The 18111-nt window shown below is 72.3% G+C and carries 17 protein-coding genes; 6 read left to right on the plus strand and 11 right to left on the minus strand.

The window, feature by feature from the left end:
* Nucleotides 1-37: 37 nt before the first annotated feature.
* Genes AC2XR2_RS04145 through AC2XR2_RS04160 form a run of 4 tightly spaced genes read right to left on the minus strand, consistent with a single transcriptional unit; the run spans nt 38 to nt 3126 of the window.
* Nucleotides 38-487, minus strand: a complete 450-nt coding sequence (locus AC2XR2_RS04145) for an RpiB/LacA/LacB family sugar-phosphate isomerase (protein WP_381299458.1) — start codon at nt 485-487, stop codon at nt 38-40.
* Nucleotide 488: 1 nt separating this feature from the next.
* Nucleotides 489-1211 carry an NUDIX hydrolase gene (locus tag AC2XR2_RS04150; protein ID WP_381299457.1) on the minus strand — a complete coding sequence of 241 codons (723 nt, stop codon included), beginning with the start codon at nt 1209-1211 and terminating at the stop codon, nt 489-491.
* Entirely contained in the window at nt 1204-2448 is a 1245-nt protein-coding gene (locus tag AC2XR2_RS04155) for an ROK family protein (protein WP_381299456.1), read from the minus strand. Before AC2XR2_RS04155 ends, AC2XR2_RS04150 begins: the two co-directional genes overlap by 8 nt.
* A 36-nt stretch (nt 2449-2484) precedes the next feature.
* The gene (locus tag AC2XR2_RS04160) at nt 2485-3126 is read right to left on the minus strand and encodes an alpha-ketoglutarate-dependent dioxygenase AlkB family protein (RefSeq protein WP_491514298.1); all 642 of its coding nucleotides are present in this window, start codon (nt 3124-3126) and stop codon (nt 2485-2487) included.
* Between the two features lie 68 nt (nt 3127-3194).
* On the opposite strand from AC2XR2_RS04160, the gene AC2XR2_RS04165 reads away from it, so the two are divergent.
* Both AC2XR2_RS04165 and AC2XR2_RS04170 read left to right on the plus strand, forming a co-directional pair.
* Entirely contained in the window at nt 3195-4337 is a 1143-nt protein-coding gene (locus AC2XR2_RS04165) for a methyltransferase (RefSeq protein WP_491518405.1), read from the plus strand.
* Nucleotides 4330-5091, plus strand: a complete 762-nt coding sequence (locus tag AC2XR2_RS04170) for a class I SAM-dependent methyltransferase (protein ID WP_491514299.1) — start codon at nt 4330-4332, stop codon at nt 5089-5091. Before AC2XR2_RS04165 ends, AC2XR2_RS04170 begins: the two co-directional genes overlap by 8 nt.
* Here the strand turns inward: AC2XR2_RS04170 and AC2XR2_RS04175 are convergent.
* Nucleotides 5069-5920 (minus strand): class II fructose-bisphosphate aldolase, encoded by an 852-nt coding sequence (locus AC2XR2_RS04175; RefSeq protein ID WP_491514300.1) that lies wholly within the window; start codon nt 5918-5920, stop codon nt 5069-5071. The two genes, AC2XR2_RS04170 and AC2XR2_RS04175, sit on opposite strands and share 23 nt — an antisense overlap.
* 8 nt (nt 5921-5928) lie before the next feature.
* Entirely contained in the window at nt 5929-6813 is an 885-nt protein-coding gene (locus tag AC2XR2_RS04180) for an SIS domain-containing protein (protein ID WP_491514301.1), read from the minus strand.
* Between the two features lie 123 nt (nt 6814-6936).
* Here AC2XR2_RS04180 and AC2XR2_RS04185 point away from each other — a divergent pair, with 123 nt between their 5' ends.
* The 3 genes from AC2XR2_RS04185 (at nt 6937) to AC2XR2_RS04195 (ending at nt 10600) form a co-directional block, all read left to right on the plus strand.
* On the plus strand, nt 6937-7716 hold the full coding sequence (locus AC2XR2_RS04185) for a DeoR/GlpR family DNA-binding transcription regulator (protein ID WP_449348688.1): 780 nt from the start codon (nt 6937-6939) through the stop codon (nt 7714-7716).
* A gap of 141 nt (nt 7717-7857) precedes the next feature.
* Entirely contained in the window at nt 7858-9678 is a 1821-nt protein-coding gene (locus tag AC2XR2_RS04190; protein ID WP_491514302.1) for a glycoside hydrolase family 15 protein, read from the plus strand.
* A gap of 46 nt (nt 9679-9724) precedes the next feature.
* Complete coding sequence (locus AC2XR2_RS04195) at nt 9725-10600, plus strand: PhzF family phenazine biosynthesis isomerase (RefSeq protein ID WP_491514303.1); 876 nt, start codon at nt 9725-9727, stop codon at nt 10598-10600.
* Between the two features lie 328 nt (nt 10601-10928).
* Here the strand turns inward: AC2XR2_RS04195 and AC2XR2_RS04200 are convergent, their stop codons facing one another.
* Nucleotides 10929-11921 (minus strand): DUF8832 domain-containing protein, encoded by a 993-nt coding sequence (locus AC2XR2_RS04200; protein ID WP_491514304.1) that lies wholly within the window; start codon nt 11919-11921, stop codon nt 10929-10931.
* A 161-nt stretch (nt 11922-12082) separates the two neighbouring features.
* Here AC2XR2_RS04200 and AC2XR2_RS04205 point away from each other — a divergent pair, with 161 nt between their 5' ends.
* A complete protein-coding gene (locus AC2XR2_RS04205; RefSeq protein WP_491514305.1) occupies nt 12083-14341 on the plus strand; it encodes a heavy metal translocating P-type ATPase in 2259 nt (752 codons plus the stop codon).
* 88 nt (nt 14342-14429) lie between these two features.
* On the opposite strand, the gene AC2XR2_RS04210 is transcribed toward AC2XR2_RS04205, so the two are convergent.
* Genes AC2XR2_RS04210 through AC2XR2_RS04225 form a run of 4 tightly spaced genes read right to left on the minus strand, consistent with a single transcriptional unit; the run spans nt 14430 to nt 18098 of the window.
* Complete coding sequence (locus AC2XR2_RS04210) at nt 14430-15026, minus strand: hypothetical protein (protein ID WP_491514306.1); 597 nt, start codon at nt 15024-15026, stop codon at nt 14430-14432.
* On the minus strand, nt 15023-15883 hold the full coding sequence (locus AC2XR2_RS04215) for a carbohydrate ABC transporter permease (RefSeq protein ID WP_330268729.1): 861 nt from the start codon (nt 15881-15883) through the stop codon (nt 15023-15025). Before AC2XR2_RS04215 ends, AC2XR2_RS04210 begins: the two co-directional genes overlap by 4 nt.
* Complete coding sequence (locus tag AC2XR2_RS04220; protein ID WP_491514307.1) at nt 15880-16818, minus strand: carbohydrate ABC transporter permease; 939 nt, start codon at nt 16816-16818, stop codon at nt 15880-15882. The genes AC2XR2_RS04215 and AC2XR2_RS04220 overlap by 4 nt, the downstream gene beginning before the upstream one ends.
* Nucleotides 16815-18098, minus strand: coding sequence for an ABC transporter substrate-binding protein (locus tag AC2XR2_RS04225; protein WP_491514308.1), 1284 nt, complete (start codon nt 18096-18098; stop codon nt 16815-16817). The genes AC2XR2_RS04220 and AC2XR2_RS04225 overlap by 4 nt, the downstream gene beginning before the upstream one ends.
* Between the last annotated feature and the right edge of the window lie 13 nt (nt 18099-18111).

Genomic DNA, 18111 nt, shown 5'->3' on the forward strand with positions numbered 1-18111 from the left:
GCCCTCCACCATCGTTGCAATGAACTGCGGCTGAACGCTAGTCCCGACCGGCGTCCAGGCGGCCCACCCGGGCCACGTTCTCCCGGTCCTCGGTGTCCTCGCTCGGCGTGGCGGCGAACCACGCGTCGAGGATCTCCTTCAACAGGGGCTCGGAGGTGAGACGGAGGCTGAGGGCCAGCACATTGGCGTCGTTCCAGCGGCGGGCGCCGTCCGCGGTGTAGGCGTCGGCGCACAGGGCGGCCCGTACGCCGGGCACCTTGTTCGCGGCGATGGAGGCGCCGGTGCCGGTCCAGCAGCACACGACCGCCTGGTCGGCCGTCCCCGCGGCCACCTCTCGGGCCGCCGCCTCCGAGCACACCGCCCACTGCGGGTCGGCGCCGGGGCTCAGCGCGCCGTGCGGAACCACCTCGTGGCCACGCGCGCGGAGCTCGTCGACGAGGGCGCGCGCCACCGGTTCGTCCATGTCCGAGGAGACGGAGATCCGCATGTCACGAGCCTACTCGGCGGCTCGTCCACCGGACCACGGGTTCCAGGTAGACCACGTGCGGGCCCTCCAGTTGGGGCAGTTCGGCCGGGGAGCCCACGAAGGCGATCCGGTCGAACTCCGGATCGCGTCCCTGTGCCCTCTCGGCGGCCGCGAGGTTGTCGAAACAGTCCCGGAGCGCGGACGCGGGCAGGGATGGCGCCAGGTAGTGGACACCGACCTGGCCGTCGTCGCCGTAGGTGATCAGACAGCGGGTGAGCGCGGCGGCCGGGGTGTCGACGCCCGTCTCCTCGGCCAGCTCCACGGCGGCATGGCGGCGCAGGGCGCGCTCGTCCAGGGGCTCGTCGCCCGTGGGGGGTTCCACCGATCCGCCGGGGAACTGCCAGCGGCCGGGCGCGGCGGTGGAGCGGGACATCCGGCCGACCAGCACGCGTCCGTCGTCCGTCGGCTGGATCACGCTCACGAAGAGGGACCGCAGGGCGGTGGCGCCCGGGACGCGACGCAGGGCGAAGTAGCGGTAGGTGGTGCGGGACCAGGAGACGAGCAGGGCGTCGCCGTCGTCCCGCGACAGGCCCGCGCAGAGCACGACCGGGCCGTCGAAGAGCGCCGGGTTGGCGAGGACGGCCTCGTCCCACTCACGGTTCATGGCCGCCCTCGACTCGGCGGGGAGCGCCGGTGGTGCCACCTCGACGAGACGGAGCTCTCCGGCCTCCAGCAGTTCAGTCACGGGTCAGGGTCCCGAGCGGGTCGTCCAGTACCGGTTGCCAGGCCAACTCGGCCGCTCCGACAAGGCTGTTGTGGGCGAGGGTGCAGCTCAGGATGGGGACACCGCCGCTCTGTCCCCACAGGCTGCGGTCGGCGACGACAGCGCGCAGCCGCGCGGGGTCGGTGTCCAGGAGGGTGCTGTGGAGACCGCCGAGGATGACGCGGTCCGGGTTGAGGATGTTCACCAGTCCCGCGAGGCCGAGTCCGAGGCGGTCGATGAGCGCCTCGGCGGCCGTACGGACGGTGGGGTCGTCGTAGTGGTCGCGGATCAGGTCGTTGGCCTGCTGGAGCAGGGACGGTTCGGGGCCTGGGTCGCGTCCCGCGGCCGTGAGCAGGGCCAGCGGATCGGCCTCGACGTCCAGGCAGCCGCGGCTGCCGCAGTAGCAGGGGCGGCCCTCGGGGTTCACGGTGAGGTGGCCGACCTCCAGGGCCAGGCCCGAACTGCCCGTGTGCAGACGGCCGTCGAGCACCAGCGCACCGCCCACGCCCCGGTGTCCGGTCGCCACGCACAGCAGGTCGCGGGCGCCGCGGCCGGCGCCGTGCCGGTGTTCGGCGAGCGCGGCGAGGTTGACGTCGTTGCCCGCGAAGGCCGGTCCGCTGATGCCGGCGGCACGCACGCACTCGTCGAAGATACGGCGGACGGGCGCGCCCGCGGGCCACGCCAGGTGCAGGGGGTTGAGGGCGAGCCCCTCGGGTTCGGCGACCGCGGACGGCACGGCGAGTCCCGCCCCGACGCAGCGTCTGCCGGTCGTGCGCAGCAGGTCGGCGCCCGCCTCCACGACGGAGCCGAGGACCTTCGCCGGGTCGGCGTCGACGGTCTCGCAGCCGGGCGCGGTGGCGACGATACGGCCGCCCAGGCCGACCAGCGCCGCCCGGAAGCCGTCGGCGTGGACCTGCGCGGCCAGCACGACCGGGCCGTCCTCGGCGACCGCGAGCCGGTGCGAGGGCCTGCCCTGGGAGCCGGCGGCAGCGGTGGGCCGGGCGTCGACGCGGATCAGCCCGAGCGCCTCCAGCTCGGCGGCGACCGCGCCGGCCGTCGCCCGGGTCACCCCGAGTTCGGCGGTGAGCACGGCCCGGGTGGGCGCGCGTCCGGTGTGCACGAGCTCCAGCGCGGGCCCGAGCGCACCGCGCCCCCGGTCCAGCCGCGCCCTCGAGGTGGTCCCTTCCCCCGCCGGCCGGGGGTCCGCCTTGCCGCTCATGAGGGCGAGTCTCCCATGATCCGTATCCGACCCGGCCTACAGGCCGCTGACCCGCAGCGTGATGTTGGGCCGCCCGGTCAGCCCCAACTCGGGCGGCGCGGTGCCCGGATGCACGCGCGGCACCCCGTGGTACGCGAGCCGCGCCGGGCCGCCGAACACGAACAGGTCGCCGCTGCGCAGTTCGACGTCCGTGTACGGCCTGGTCCGGGTCTCGGTGTTGCCGAAGCGGAAGACACAGGTGTCGCCGAGGCTCAGGGACACCACCGGGGCGTCCGCCTTCTCGTCGCTGTCGCGGTGCATGCCCATGCGGGCGTCGCCGTCGTAGAAGTTGATCAGCGCGATGTCGTATCCGGACACGTCGAGGTCCAGCGCGTCCCGGACGGCTCCCCCGCCCAGCTCGCCCAGCCAGTGCGGGAAGGGCTTCACCGGTGCCCCGTCGCCGTCGACGACCGTGCGGGCGTAGCCGTACGGGTACCAGTGCCGGCCGAGGCACACCTGCCGCGCGGTCATCGTGCCGCCGCCCGGGGTGCGGACCGTGCGCAGTCCGGCGGGCGGGCGCGCCCACGCGCGGCAGGCCTCCAGCAGCTCGCGCTGCCGGGCGGGCGCCAGCCAGTCCGGGACGTGCACCGCGCCCGGCGCGACCTCGGTGCGCGCCCGGGGGAACAGCTCGGCATCCATGGGTTCCATCCTGCCCGAGCGGGTCTGAACTGCGGCTCCGCTAGCCTGGAGGCACGATGGACGACCGTATGACGAGCCCCTGGGGCGAGCTCGCGCTCACCCGCTTTCCCGACGACCCGCGTGACCGGCTGCGTGCCTGGGACGCCTCCGACGAGTATCTGCTGAGGCATCTCGCCGCGGAGCAGGTGGCGCTGTCCGGCACCGTCGTGGTGCTCGGGGACCGGTGGGGCGCGCTGGTCACCGCGCTGGCGGCGCACCGGCCGGTGCAGATCACCGACTCCTTCCTCAGCCAGGAGGCGACCCGGGCGAACCTCGCGCGCGCCGGTGTCGAGCCGGGCACCGTGCGCCTGCTCACCACGCAGGACCCGCCGCCCGGCCGGATCGACGTCCTGCTGGTGCGGGTGCCGAAGAGCCTGGCCCTGCTGGAGGACCAGTTGCTGCGCCTCGCGCCCGCGGTCCACGAGGGTACGGTCGTGGTCGGTACCGGCATGGTGAAGGAGATCCACACCTCGACGCTCCAGCTGTTCGAGCGGATCCTCGGGCCGACCCGAACCTCGCTCGCCGAGAAGAAGGCCCGGCTCATCTTCTGCACCCCGGAGCCGTCGCTGGGACGGCCCGCCAACCCCTGGCCGTACGGCTACTCGCTCCCGGACGGCATCGGGGCCGTCTCCGGGCGTTCCGTCGTCAACCACGCGGGCGTCTTCTGCGCCGACCGCCTGGACATCGGCACCCGCTTCTTCCTCCAGCACCTCCCGTCCGATCGGGGTGCTCGGCGGATCGTGGACCTGGGCTGCGGCAACGGAGTGGTCGGTACGGCGGTGGCGCTGGCCGATCCCGAGGCCGAGGTGCTCTTCGTCGACGAGTCGTTCCAGGCCGTGGCCTCGGCGGAAGGGACGTACAAGGCGAACGGTGCGCCGGGGCACGCGGAGTTCCGCGTCGGGGACGGTCTGGCCGGGGTCCCGGACGGCAGCGTCGACGTCGTGCTCAACAACCCGCCGTTCCACTCCCACCAGGCGACGACCGACGCGACGGCCTGGCGGATGTTCACCGGCGCGCGCAGGGCGCTGCGGCCCGGCGGCGAGCTGTGGGTCGTCGGGAACCGGCACCTCGGGTACCACGTGAAGCTGCGCAAGCTGTTCGGAAACAGCCAACTGGTCGCCAGTGACCCGAAGTTCGTGGTGCTGAAGGCGGTAAAACGGTCGAGTGACTGATTCCTCGACGCGGGACTTCTACGACGCGCTGGCTCCCGACTACCACCGGATCTTCGCCGACTGGGACGCGAGCATGGCGCGACAGGCCGCGACGCTGGGCGCGCTGGTGGGGCCCGGCCCGCACCGGGTCCTGGACTGCTCGTGCGGGATCGGGACCCAGGCGATCGGGCTGGCGCTGGCCGGGCACCGGGTCGTCGGCAGCGATCTGAGCCCCGTCGCCGCCGCGCGGGCCGCCGCGGAGGCATCGGCCCGCGGTGCGCTGGTTCCGACGGCGGCCGCGGACATGCGACAACTCCCTTTCGCGTCCGCCGCCTTCGACGTGGTCGTGTGCGCCGACAACTCCCTGGCGCATCTGCTGACGGCCCCGGACGTGGCGGCCTCGCTGGCGGGCATGCGGCGGGTGCTGCGGGACGGCGGGCTGCTGCTGCTCACCCTGCGGGACTACGACGCGATCCGCCGGACCAGGCCCGACGCGACGCCCGCGCAGGTCTCCGAGGGCCCTGACGGCCGGGTGATCACCTTCCAGCTGTGGCACTGGCACGAGGACGGGGAGCGCTACGACCAGGAGTACTTCCAGCTCGTGCCCGCCGACGAGGGCTGGGCGGTACGGGTCCGCCGTACGACCTCCTGGGCCCTGACCCGTGCGCGGCTGACGGAGTTCGTGACCGGGGCCGGTTTCGTGGACGTCCGGTGGCACGACCCCGCGTCCAGCGGCTTCTACCAGCCCGTGCTCACCGCCCGAGCATCCGGATGATCCGCCGGGCGGCCTCGGCCATGGCGTCCCGGCCGACACTCAGGTACGTGCGCGAGTCCACCGCCTCGGGGTGAGCCGCCAGGAACTCCCGGATGGCGCCGGTCATGGCGACGTTGAGGGCGGTGCCGACGTTGACCTTGGCGATGCCGCCCGCGACGGCCGCGGTGAGTTCGTCGTCGCGGACTCCTGAGGAGCCGTGCAGGACGAGGGGGACGTCCAGGGTGGTGGCGAGGCGTTTGAGGAGGTCGTGGTCGAGGGTGGCGGTGCGTTCGGTCATCGCGTGGGCGCTGCCGACGGCCACCGCGAGGGCGTCCACTCCGGAGTCGGCGACGAAGGCCCGGGCCTCGGCGGGGTCGGTGCGGGCGCCGGGGGCGTGGGCGTCCAGCGGCGGCCGGCCGTGCTTGCCGCCCACCTCTCCCAACTCCGCCTCGATCCAGAGGCCTTGGGAGTGCGCCCAGTCGGCGGCGGCGCGTGTCGCGGCGAGGTTGTCGGCGTAGGGCAGCCGGGCCGCGTCGTACATCACCGAGCTGAATCCGGCGTCGGCCGCCTGCCGGAGCAGGTTGTCGCTCTGAACGTGGTCGAGGTGCAACGCGACGGGTACGGCGGCGCGTTCGGCCGCGGCGACGGCGGCGCGGGCCAGCGGGAGGAGACGGCCGTGACGGAACGTGACGGCGTTCTCGCTGACTTGGAGGACGACCGGCGCCTCCAGGGACTCGGCACCGGTGATGACGGCCTCGACGTGTTCCAGGGTGATGATGTTGAAGGCGGCGACGGCGGAGCGGCTGGTGGCGGCCCGGGTGACGAGCTCGCCGGTGGTGACCAGGGGCACGACGACTCCTAGGGGCGGGCGAGGATCACCGAGCGGGTGAGGTGGCGGGGCCGGTCCGGGTCGAGGCCGCGGGCCGCGGCGACGGCGACCGCGAGGCGCTGGACGCGGACGAGTTCGGCGAGCGGGTCGAGGGTGCCCGGCACCCACAGTCCGCCTGTTTCCCGCACCTGTTCGGCCAGGCCCTCGGGAGCCTCGCCGAGCATCCAGGTGGCGGTTCCCGTCGTGGTGATGCTGATGGGGCCGTGCCGGTACTCCATCGCCGGGTAGGCCTCGGTCCAGGCGAGAGCGGCCTCACGCATCTTCAGTCCGGCCTCGTGGGCGAGCCCGACCGTCCAGCCGCTGCCGAGGAAGGTGAACTGCGTGCACCCGACGAGCCCTTCGGGCAGGGGAGTTGTCAGCGCGGTGCGGGCGTCGGCGACCACCGCGTCGGTGTGCAGGCCGAGGTGGGCGCGGAGCAGGGTGAGGGCGGTGGTCGCGAACCTCGTCTGGACGACGGAGCGTTCGTCGGCGAAGTCGAGGACGACGACTTCGTCGGTGGCGGCCATGACGGGGGTGGCGGGGTCGGCCGTGAGCGCGGTCGTGCGGGTACGGCCCTTCAACTGCCCGAGCAGGTCCAGGACTTCGGTCGTCGTGCCGGAGCGGGTGAGGGCGACGACACGGTCGTACGAGCGGCCGGCCGGGAACTCCGACGCGGCGAAGGCGTCGGTCTCGCCCTGCCCCGCACTCTCCCTGAGCACCGCGGCCGCCTGCGCCATGAAGTAGGACGTGCCGCACCCGACGATCGCGACCCGCTCCCCCCGCGCCGGAAGCGCGCCCGAGTGCCGCCCGGCCTCCGCCGCCGCCCGGGCCCAGCACTCCGGCTGGCTGGTCAGCTCGTCCTCGACATGGGTCATGCCGCCACCCTTCCCCTACTTGCTTGTTCCTGCAAGATATAGCCTCCTTTCGAGCACAATCAAGCATTCGAGCGCGGGAGGGGTGCGCTAAGGTCGCCGGGAGGTCGAGGGACGGAGGGTCGGATGTCGCGGGACGCCCGCTGGAAGACGCTGCTGGAGCTGCTCGTGGAGCGGGGACGGCTGGACGTCGAGGAGGCGGCCGCGGAGCTGGCGGTCTCGGCCGCGACGATCCGCCGTGACTTCGACCAGCTGGCCGAGCAGCAGATGCTGGTGCGCACCCGGGGCGGGGCGGTCGTGCACGGCGTGTCGTACGAGCTGCCCCTGCGGTACAAGACGGCCCGCCACGCCTCCGAGAAGCAGCGCATCGCGAAGGCGGTCGGGGAGCTGATCGCGCCCGGCGAGGCCGTGGGGCTGACCGGCGGCACGACCACCACCGAGGTGGCGCGGGCGCTGGCCGTCCGCGGGGACCTGTCCAGCGGCTCGCCCGCGCTGACGATCGTCACCAACGCGCTCAACATCGCCAATGAGCTGGCCGTGCGTCCGCAGTTCAAGATCGTGCTGACCGGCGGGGTCGCGCGCCCGCAGTCGTACGAGCTCGTCGGGCCGCTCGCGGACGGTGTGCTGGGGCAGATCACCCTCGATGTGGCGGTCCTCGGTGTCGTCGCCCTCGACGTCACGCACGGCGCCGCCGCCCACGACGAGGCGGAGGCCGCGATCAACCGGCTGCTGTGCGAGCGCGCCGAGCGGGTCGTGGTGGCCGCCGACTCCAGCAAGCTGGGGCAGCGGGCGTTCGCCCGCATCTGCGGGGCCGAGAAGATCGACACGCTGGTCACGGACTCGGCGGCGGCACCGGAGACGGTGGGGCGGTTCGAGGAGGCGGGGGTGCGCGTCATCACGGCATGAGGGCGGTCCGAGGAGGGCGGCTGTGAGCCTCGGGCATGAGCGACTGTTCGAGAAGGCCGGGCCGCGGGTCCTCGCGGCGTGGGGGGCGTTCCGCTGACACCCGTGGCCGATCCTGCTTAGGCTGATCGGCAGGAGGCTGCCATGAGCGGATCACCTGGGGACGGCACGGGCTACCTGCCGATCGCCGAGCACGGCCTGATCGGCGACCTGCGCAGTGTGGCGCTGGTCGGGACCGACGGCACCATCGACTGGTACTGCTGCCCCTCCTTCGACGCGCCGAGCGTCTTCGCGTCGATCCTGGACGCGGAGCGCGGGGGCCGCTTCGAGCTGGCGGCAGCCGTGCCGGCCCGGACCAAGCAGTTCTACTTCCCCGACACCAATGTGCTGATCACGAGGTTCTACACCGAGGACGGCGTCGGCGAGGTCCAGGACTTCATGCCGGTCGACGGGGACACCGTGGAGACCGAGCGACACCGGCTGATCCGGCGGGTGCTGTGCGTGCGGGGCTCCATCCCGTTCCGCACGCGCGTGGCGCCACGGTTCGACTACGGCTCCCAGCCGCACACCCTGCGCATGGTCGGGGACGTCGCCGTGTTCGAGTCCCCGAAGCTGTCGCTCGGACTGACCGCGACGGTGCCGCTGGAGACCGAAGGCCCGGACGTACGGGCCGACTTCAAGCTCGCCGAGGGCGAGTCGGCGGTGTTCGCGCTGGACCAGGTCGGCGGTGAGGTGACCCCGCGCCGGTGCGCGCGCACCGAGGCCGAGGAGCAGTTCAACAGCACGGTCGCCTACTGGCGGCACTGGCTGTCGTCCTCCAAGTACCGTGGCCGCTGGCGGGAGATGGTGCACCGCTCCGCCCTCACCCTCAAGCTGCTCACCTACGCGCCCACCGGCGCCATCGTGGCCGCGCCGACCACCAGCCTGCCCGAGCAGCTCGGCGGCGAGCGCAACTGGGACTACCGGTACGTGTGGGTGCGGGACGCCGCCTTCTGTGTGTACGCCCTGCTGCGGCTCGGATTCACCAGCGAGGCCGAGCAGTTCATGGACTTCCTCATCCGGCACGTCAGTCCGGAGGGACACGGTCCCTCAGGGCCGCTCCAGATCATGTACGGCATCGACGGCCGCACCGATCTGACGGAGCGTGAACTCGTCCATCTGGAAGGGCATCGGGGCTCGGCGCCGGTCAGGGTCGGCAACGCCGCCGCGGACCAGCTCCAACTCGACATCTACGGCGCCCTGATCGACTCGATCTACCTGTACGACAAGTGGGCCAAACCGATCTCCAGCGGCCAGTGGGACGACGTGTGCACGCTGGTGGACTGGGTGTGCGCGCACTGGGACCAGCCGGACGAGGGGATCTGGGAGACCCGCGGCGGCCGCAAGAACTTCCTGTACTCGCGGCTGATGTGCTGGGTCGCGATCGAGCGGGCGATCCGGATGGCCAACCGGCGCGGACTGCCGGCCGACCTGAACCGCTGGCGGGAGTGCCGCGACACCATCTACCGGCGGATCATGAAAAACGGCTGGTCCGAGACCCGGCAGGCGTTCGTCCAGCACGAGGACGGCGATGTGCTCGACGCGGCCGTCCTGATGATGCCGCTGACCAAGTTCATCGCGCCGACCGACCCGAAGTGGCTCTCCACCCTGGACGCGCTGACGGAGGAGCTGGTGTCGGACTCGCTCGTCTACCGCTACGACCCGATGGCGAGCCCCGACGGACTGCGCGGCGACGAGGGCACGTTCTCGATCTGCTCGTTCTGGTACGTCGAGGCCATGGTGCACGCCGGGCGGATCGACGAGGCCCGGCTGGCCTTCGAGAAGATGCTCACCTACGCCAACCACCTGGGCCTGTACGCCGAGGAGATCAGCAACACGGGCGAGCAGCAGGGCAACTTCCCGCAGGCGTTCACGCATCTCGCCCTGATCAGCGCGGCCTTCAACCTGGACCGGGCGCTGGGCTGAGCCCCCGGCCGGAATAGGCGTGGCGCCGTCCCCTGTTGCCGTCAGCATGACGACGAACGCGCCGCGCCCCGAGGTCCTGCGATACACCGCCTTCTCCAGCAGCCCGGAGGGCGGAAACCCCGCGGGGGTCGTCCTCGACGCCACCGGCATGGACGACGACGGCATGCTGGCCGTCGCGGCAGAGCTCGGTTACTCGGAGTCCGCGTTCCTGACCGCGCCGCCGGAGGGGCTCGAGGGACCGGACGGGCGGGTGTTCACCATCCGGTACTTCAGCCCGAAGGCCGAGGTGCCGTTCTGCGGCCACGCGACCGTCGCCGCCGCGGTCGCCCTCGCCGAGCGGATCGGGCCCGGGGAGCTGGTGTTCGCGACGCCCGCCGGGACCGTGCCGGTCGCCGTGGCCGAGGAGGACGGGACGGTCAGGGCCACGCTCACCAGCGTCGAGCCGCACGTCGAGGAGGTCGCCGATGCCGACCTCGCCGAGGCGCTCGCCGCGCTCGACTGGCCGGCCACCGATCTCGACCCGGCATTTCCGCCCCGGATCGCGTTCGCCGGTGCCCGGCATCTCGTACTGGCTGCGGCGACTCGGGCTCGGCTCGCGGAGCTGGCGTACGACTTCGCCCGTCTGGAAGCCCTGATGCACCGGCTGGACCTGACCACGGTCCAGCTGGTGTGGCGGGAGTCGGCCGACGTCTTCCACGTCCGGGACCCGTTCCCCGTCGGTGGTGTCGTCGAGGACCCGGCGACGGGCGCCGCGGCCGCCGCGTTCGGCGCCTACGCCCGTGAGCTGGGCCTGACCCCCGAGGACTCCGTCCTCACCCTGCACCAGGGCGAGGACCTGGGCCGCCCCGGCGAACTCACGGTGACCCTGCACGCGGGCGACCGGCGGGTCCGGGTGAGCGGGGCGGGGGCCCACATCGGCTGAGGTCGGCGGCCGTACGCGCGACCGAGGGCCGTGCTCGCCGGGAGTCACGTGAGGCGCCTCCGCCGAGGTCGCCTCAGCCGGCGCGGGGGCTGCTTGGGCTGAGGTCGGCGGCCGCGCGCCACCGGTGTTTGCCGCGCTCGCCGGGGGACCCGTGGGGCGCATCCGCCCATGTCACCTCAGCCGGCGCGGGGCCCGCATCGGCTGAGGTCAGCGACCGCGCTCACGGCCCATCGCCGGGCCCGCGGCCAGGGTCCATCGCCGGGCCCGCCGTCTTTCGCCGTCCCTCGCCGTCCCTCGCCGCGCCCGCCGTCCCCCGCCGCGCCCGCCGTCAGTGGCCGTGCGCTCCGGAGGAGTCGTGGGGAGTCTCTTCGGCGGTTCCGCCTGCCTCGCCTCCGGCCCTGACCGTGAACGCGGCCGTGTGTACCTTGCCCTCGTGCTTGAAGTCCAGGAAGAGCCGGTAGGTGCCGGCGCTGGGCGCCGTGGCTGTGAAGGTGACGGTCGGGCCGGGCCGGGTCGTGCCGTCGCCGGGCTCGCCGTTCGGGTGGACGTGCAGGTACGCGAGGTCGCCGGAGCGCAGGGCGACCAGATGGCCGTAGGCGCCGAGGTAGGGCTGGAGGTCGGTGACGGGCCTGCCGTCGCGGGAGACCGTCAGTTTCAGTGCGCGGGCCGCGCCGGGGCGCAGCGCTCCGCCGAGCTTCACCTCGTAGCCGTCGGTCTCGGCGGTGGTGCTCGGCGCGGGGAGGGGCTGCGGGTCGTAGGCGCCGGAGACCGCCAGGTCGGCGCCCAGCGTGAGGTTCTCGGCGCCCTTCTTCTCGGGGGTGAAGTCGGCGAAGACCCGGTATCCGCCCGCGCGGGGCAGGGCCACGGGGATGCTCCAGGTGCCGTCGGCGGCCCGGGTGGGGTGCAGATGACGGTAGGTGTTCAGGTCGCGTGAGGCGACGATGAGGTGGAGCTCCTTGTCGTGCTCGGTACGGAAGGCGGTGACCGCGCGGCCGTCGCCGCCCCGGATCGTGAAGCGGAGGTCCGAGGTGCGTCCGGCCACCAGGCGAGGGGTCCCGAGGTCGAGGGTGTAGCCGGCCTCGGAGATCTGCAGCCCGCCGGCCGGGGGCGATTCCTGCCCGGAGTCCCCGGCGTGCCCCGAGTGCCCGGCGCCCCCCGAATCCGGTGCGCGCTCCGGGTCGCCGTCACCCGCGTGTGCGTCGTGACGGACGGGTGCCGCGTCGTCCACGACGGGGCCGATGCCCTGGCCCACGCCGTAGGCGGTCCCGAAGGTCGCGGCCAGCGCGGCGGCGTATGCGGTGATCCTCAGTCCAGCGTGCATGGTCGGCACCTCCGGCTCGATCTGGCTTCCCGATGCACCTCACGATACCCCTGGGGGGTATCAAGTCAACCCGCCTTCGCAACTTGCCTCAGATACCCACCCGGGGTATACAGGGAGACGCGACCAAGCATACCCCTGCCCGGTATCCACGAGGAGCAGTGATGACCACCACCACCGCAGTCGCCGCGACCGAACTCGCCATCGGCGGCATGACCTGTGCCTCGTGCGCGGCCCGTATCGAGAAGAAGCTCAACCGGATGGACGGGGTCACCGCCACCGTCAACTACGCCACTGAGAAGGCCAAGGTCACCTACGAGGGCGGGGTCTCGGTCCAGGACCTCATCGCGACCGTCGAGAAGACCGGGTACACGGCCCGCGAACCGGCACCGCCGGAGCCCGCCGCCCCTGACGAGGAGGAGCCCGACGAGCTGCGGTCCCTGCGCGAGCGGCTGGTCACCGCCGTGGTCCTCGCCGTCCCGGTCGTCGCGATGGCGATGATCCCGGCCCTCCAGTTCGAGTACTGGCAGTGGCTGTCGCTGACCCTCGCCGCGCCCGTGGTGACGTACGCCGGATGGCCCTTCCACAAGGCCGCGTTCACCAACGCCCGGCATGGCGCGGCCACCATGGACACCCTGATCTCGGTCGGTACGACGGCCGCCTTCGGCTGGTCGCTGTGGGCCCTGTTCCTCGGCACCGCGGGCACCCCGGGCATGAAGCACCCCTTCGAGTTGACGATCGCCCGCGGCGACGGCTCCGGGAACCTCTATCTGGAGGCCGCGGCCGGCGTCACCGCGTTCATCCTGGCCGGTCGGTACTTCGAGGCCCGCTCCAAGCGCAGGGCGGGAGCCGCGCTCAAGGCACTGCTGGAGCTGGGCGCCAAGGACGTCACCGTGCTGCGCGCCGACGGGCACGAACAGACCGTGCCGGTGGCCGAGTTGAAGGTGGGTGACCGCTTCGTCGTCCGTCCCGGGGAGAAGATCGCCACCGACGGGACCGTCGTCGAGGGCTCCTCCGCCGTCGACGCCTCGATGCTCACCGGGGAGTCCGTACCGGTCGAGGTCGTCCCGGGCGACTCCGTCACCGGCGCCACCCTCAACGCGGGCGGCCGGCTCGTCGTCGAGGCGACCCGGGTCGGCTCCGACACCCAACTCGCCAGGATGGCCCGGCTGGTGGAGGACGCGCAGAACGGCAAGGCGGCCGCCCAGCGGCTCGCTGACCGGATCTCCGCGGTGTTCGTGCCGGTCGTCATCGCGCTCGCGCTCGGCACCCTGGGCTTCTGGCTCGGCAACGGCGCCGGTACGGCCGCCGCGTTCACCGCCGCGGTCGCCGTACTGATCATCGCCTGCCCCTGCGCCCTGGGCCTCGCCACCCCGACCGCGCTGCTGGTAGGCACGGGCCGAGGCGCCCAACTGGGCATCCTCATCAAGGGACCCGAGGTCCTGGAGTCCACGCGGCGCGTCGACACCGTCGTCCTGGACAAGACCGGCACCGTCACCACCGGCCGGATGACCCTGCTGGGCGTCCATGCCGCACCCGGCACCGACGAAACCGCAGTCCTGCGGCTGGCGGGCGCGTTGGAGCACGCCTCGGAGCACCCGGTCGCCTGCGCGGTCGCCGACGCCGCGCTGGAGAAGCTGGGCGCGCTGCCGGTGCCCGAGGACTTCGCCAACGTGCCGGGACTCGGTGTGCAGGGCGTCGTCGAGGGACACGCCGTGCTGGTCGGACGTGAGCGGTTGCTCGCGGAGTGGGCGATCGCGCTGCCCGAGGAGCTCCGGCGCGTGAAGGACGCGGCGGAGTCGGACGGCCGTACGGTGATCGCGGTCGCCTGGGACGGCGAGGCGCGGGCCGTCCTCGAGGTGGCCGACGCGGTCAAGGACACGAGCCGCGAGGCGATCGCCCGGCTGCGGGCGCTGGGTCTCACCCCGGTCCTGCTCACCGGTGACAACCGGGCCGTGGCCGAGTCCGTGGCCCGCGAGGTTGGTATCGACCCCGGGCAGGTGATCGCCGAGGTGCTGCCGCAGGACAAGGTCGACGTCGTCAAGCGGCTTCAGGGGCAGGGCCGTTCGGTCGCGATGGTGGGTGACGGGGTCAATGACGCGGCCGCACTGGCACAGGCCGATCTGGGCCTCGCCATGGGCACCGGCACGGACGCGGCGATCGAGGCGGGCGACCTCACCCTCGTGCGCGGCGACCTGCGGGCTGCGGCGGACGCGATCCGGCTCGCCCGGCGGACCCTCGGGACCATTCGGTCCAACCTGTTCTGGGCGTTCGCGTACAACGTGGCCGCGATTCCGCTGGCCGCGGCGGGGCTGCTGAATCCGATGCTGGCCGGGGCTGCGATGGCGTTCTCGTCGGTGTTCGTGGTGGGGAACTCGTTGCGGCTGCGGTCCTTCCGGGCCGTGGGCCCAGGAGCTCGATAGGGTCGCGCCCACGCGGCGGAGCCGCAGATGAATACAGCCCCGCGCCCCTGGACGAGCCTCCGGCTCGTCCAGGGGCGCGGTCGAAACCTCACTCGAATTCGGTGCCCTGTCGGACATGGACGGCGGTGAGCGCCAGTGCCAGCGGTCCCGGCACCAGGAACGCCAGCGGGACCAGCATCCAGGCGCACAGGGCCGCCGTGGCCACCGCGAGCAGCACCAGGGCGCTTCCGCCGAGGTCCCGTACGGAGTCCCGGGCGGCCTCGCGCACAGCGGCCGGCCAGTCGGTGAGTGACTCGGGGCGGGCGCAGGCGCGCAGGCCCACCACCAGGGCGGCGGCGCCGACGCCGGCGGCCACCACCGCGAACACCGGTGCTCCGGGCAGCCCCGCGCCGGCCAGCGCGAGGTCCGCCAGGAACAGCAGCGCACCGGCCAGTGCCACGGCGCCCGCGGCGAGGTCGCCGGCCCGCAGCCGTCGTCGTAGGACCGCGAAGTACCGCCCCGCGGTGGCCGGTTGCCCCTCCCCCGCGCCCCGCAGGACCGCGCACGCGGTCGACACGGCGGCCGGGATCGTCACAACGGGCAGGCACACCAGGGCCGTTGCCAGGCCGACGCTCAGCGTGTCGGCGAACAGCGTCATCCGGGGGCCGAAGACCTCGCCGGGTTCACGTGCGCGCATGTCGCTCATCCCTTGAGTCCCGAACTGGCCATGCCTTCCACCAGGAAGCGCTGGAAGGCGAGGAAGAACAGCACGATCGGCAGCAGCGCGATCACCGACATCGCGAACATCGGGCCGAACGCCGACTGGCTGGAGGCGTCCACGAAGGACCTGAGGGCGAGGGTGAGCGTGAACTTGTCGGGGTCGAAGAGGTAGATGAGCTGGGTGAAGAAGTCGTTCCAGGTCCAGATGAAGGTGAAGATCGCCGTGGTGATCAGCGCGGGCCGGGTCAGCGGCAGCACGATCCGGAAGAAGCTGCGGAAGGGCCCGCAGCCGTCGATGCGGGCGGCCTCCTCCAGTTCGCGGGGCAGGCCGCGCATGAACTGCACGATGAGGAAGACGAAGAACGCCTCCGTGGCCAGGAACTTGGGCAGGATGAGCGGCCAGTAGGTGTTCACCATGCCGAGCTGGTTGAAGATGATGTACTGCGGGATCAGGATCGCGTGGTGCGGCAGCATGATCGTGGCGATCATGAAGGCGAACATCGGACCGCGGAAGCGGAACCGCAGCCGCGCGAACGCGTACGCGGCGAGCGAGCAGCTGATGACGTTGCCGAGGACCGCGCCGCCCGCGATCAGCAGGGAGTTGGACAGCAGCCGCCAGACGGAGACGTCGCCCACGCCCTCGAAAGCGGTCTCGTAGTTGGACCACTCCAGGTGGCTCGGCAGGAGGTCGAGACTGGCGATCACCTCGTCGGCGGGCTTGAGCGAGGTGGCCAGCAGCCAGGCCAGCGGGTACAGCATCACGAGCAGGGCGGCCAGACAGCCGAGGTGCAGGGCGACTCGGCTCCAGCGAACGGGCTTACGTCCCAGAGCGGTTGTGGTCATCGGTCCCCCTCGGACGCGTAGAAGACCCAGGAACGCGAGGTGCGGAACAGCACCGCCGTCACGGCGCCGATGACGAGGAGCAGCACCCAGGCCATGGCGGAGGCGTAGCCCATGTGGGAGGCGACGAAGCCCCGGTCGTAGAGGTACATCGTGTACACGAGGGTGGAGTCGGCGGGGCCGCCCTTGCCGGCGCTCACCGCGAAGGCGGGTGTGAAGACCTGGAAGGCCTGGATGGTCTGGAGGACCAGGTTGAAGAAGAGCACCGGGGACAGCATGGGCACGGTGACCGACAGGAACTGCCGCCACCGGCCGGCCCCGTCCACGGCCGCCGCCTCGTACAGCTCGGCCGGGATCTGCTGGAGCCCGGCGAGGAAGATCACCATCGGCGCCCCGAACTGCCACACCGTCAGCAGTGCTACGGCGAGCAGCGCCCAGCCCGGCCTGTTGACCCAGCCGCCGGTGCCGAACAGGTTGTCCACCGTGCCGCCGTCGTTGAACACGGCCCGCCAGACCAGGGCGATGGACATGGAGGCACCGAGCAGCGAGGGGGCGTAGAAGGCGGACCGGTAGAAGGCCTTGCCGCGTTTCATGGACTTCAGGGCGAGCGCGACGACCAGCGCGAGGGCGAGTTGGAGCGGCACGGCTACGACGACGTACGTCAGGGTCGTGACGACCGAGCGCCAGTACCGCGGGTCCTCCGTGAACATCTGCGTGTAGTTGCGCAGGCCGATCCAGTGCGGTGGGTCGAAGAGGTTGTAGTCGGTGAAGGACAGGTACAGCGAGACGGCCATCGGCAGCAGGGTGAGGACGATCGCGCCGAGGACCCACGGGGACAGGAACACCCAGGCGGCGCCCTCGCGTTCACGCTTGGGGCGGCGCTCGGCGGGGGTGGCGGCGCGTTGCCGGCCCGTGGGGATCGCGGTGGTGGTGGTCATGACCTCAGCTCCGCCTTCGCCTCGGTGATGTAGTTCTCGGCCGCCTCGCGGGGCGACATGCGCTCGTAGGAGACCTGGTCGTAGTCGCGCTGGAAGGTGCTCTGCAGGGCGTTGTCGCCGGAGGGCGGGGCTTGCGGGGGATCCTTCAACTTGCCTTCCAGGGAGGCCTGGTAGTCGGCGACCGTCTTGTCGAAGTCCTTCAGGAGCGGTGCGGTCCTCTCACGGATGGTCTCGTTGACGGGGATGCCGCGGGTGGCGCCGAGGATCCTCGCCGCGTCCTGGTCGTTGAGGAGGAAGTCGACGAGCCGGGCCGCCTCCTTCGCGTGGCCGGTGTGGGCGGAGACGCCGAGGAACATCGAGGGCTTGAAGTACTGGCCGGGCGTGCCGTCGGCGCCGGAGGGCATCGGCGCGAGGGCCGTGCCCGTGGGGATCAGGGCGAGGTAACCGCTCGACGGGGCGTCCCAGTTGAAGTCGGAGACCGCCTTGCCACGGCCCAGCGGGGTGTTCTCGACGGAGCCGTCGAGCTGCGTGGTCTGTTCGGCCGGGGAGACAGCCCCCTCGCGCCGCAACTGGTCCGTGAAGGTCCACCACTTGGTCAGGTCGTCGGCGGTGAAGCCCAGTCCGCCGGCCTCGGTGTAGAGCGACTTGCCCTGCCCGCGCAGCCAGACCTCGAAGGCGTCCTCGCTCTGACCGGGGTCGGTGGCGCCGGGCTTGCCGGCCTTCTCCGCCAACTCACGGACTGTCGCCGCCCATTGGGACCAGGTCCAGCCCTGACGCGGGAGCGGTACCCCCGACGCCTTCCAGGTTCTGACGTCGTAGACGACGGTCTCGGTGCCCCGGCCCTGCGGTATCGCGTACTGGGTGTCGTCCACGCGGCCGGTGGCGAGCAGTCCGGGGTCGATCTCGGCGGTGCGCAGTACGGACTTCTGCTTCGCCAGGTCCAACAGGACGCCACCGGAGGCGTATTGGTCGATCTGCCGGTAGTCGAGCTGCATCACGTCGGGTGCGTCGCCGCCGGTGGCCTGGACGGCGAGCTTCTGCTTGTACGCGTCGTAACCCGAGAACGACGTCCGCACCTGGACGTCCGGGTGCCGTTTCTCGAACAGGGCGACGGCCTGCTCGGTGCGTTCCGCGCGGTCGGGGTTGCCCCACCACGTGTAGCGCAGCACGACCTTGCCGCCGCCGACCGTTTCCCCGGATCCCCCGCAAGCGGCCGCCAGCGCGCAGAGCGCGAGTGCGACGGCCGAAGCGCAGAACCCCTTTGTCCTGTTTCCGGGCATGCCGAGGTCACCT

The organism is Streptomyces sp. LS-MS-L19 (genome assembly GCF_058382285.1).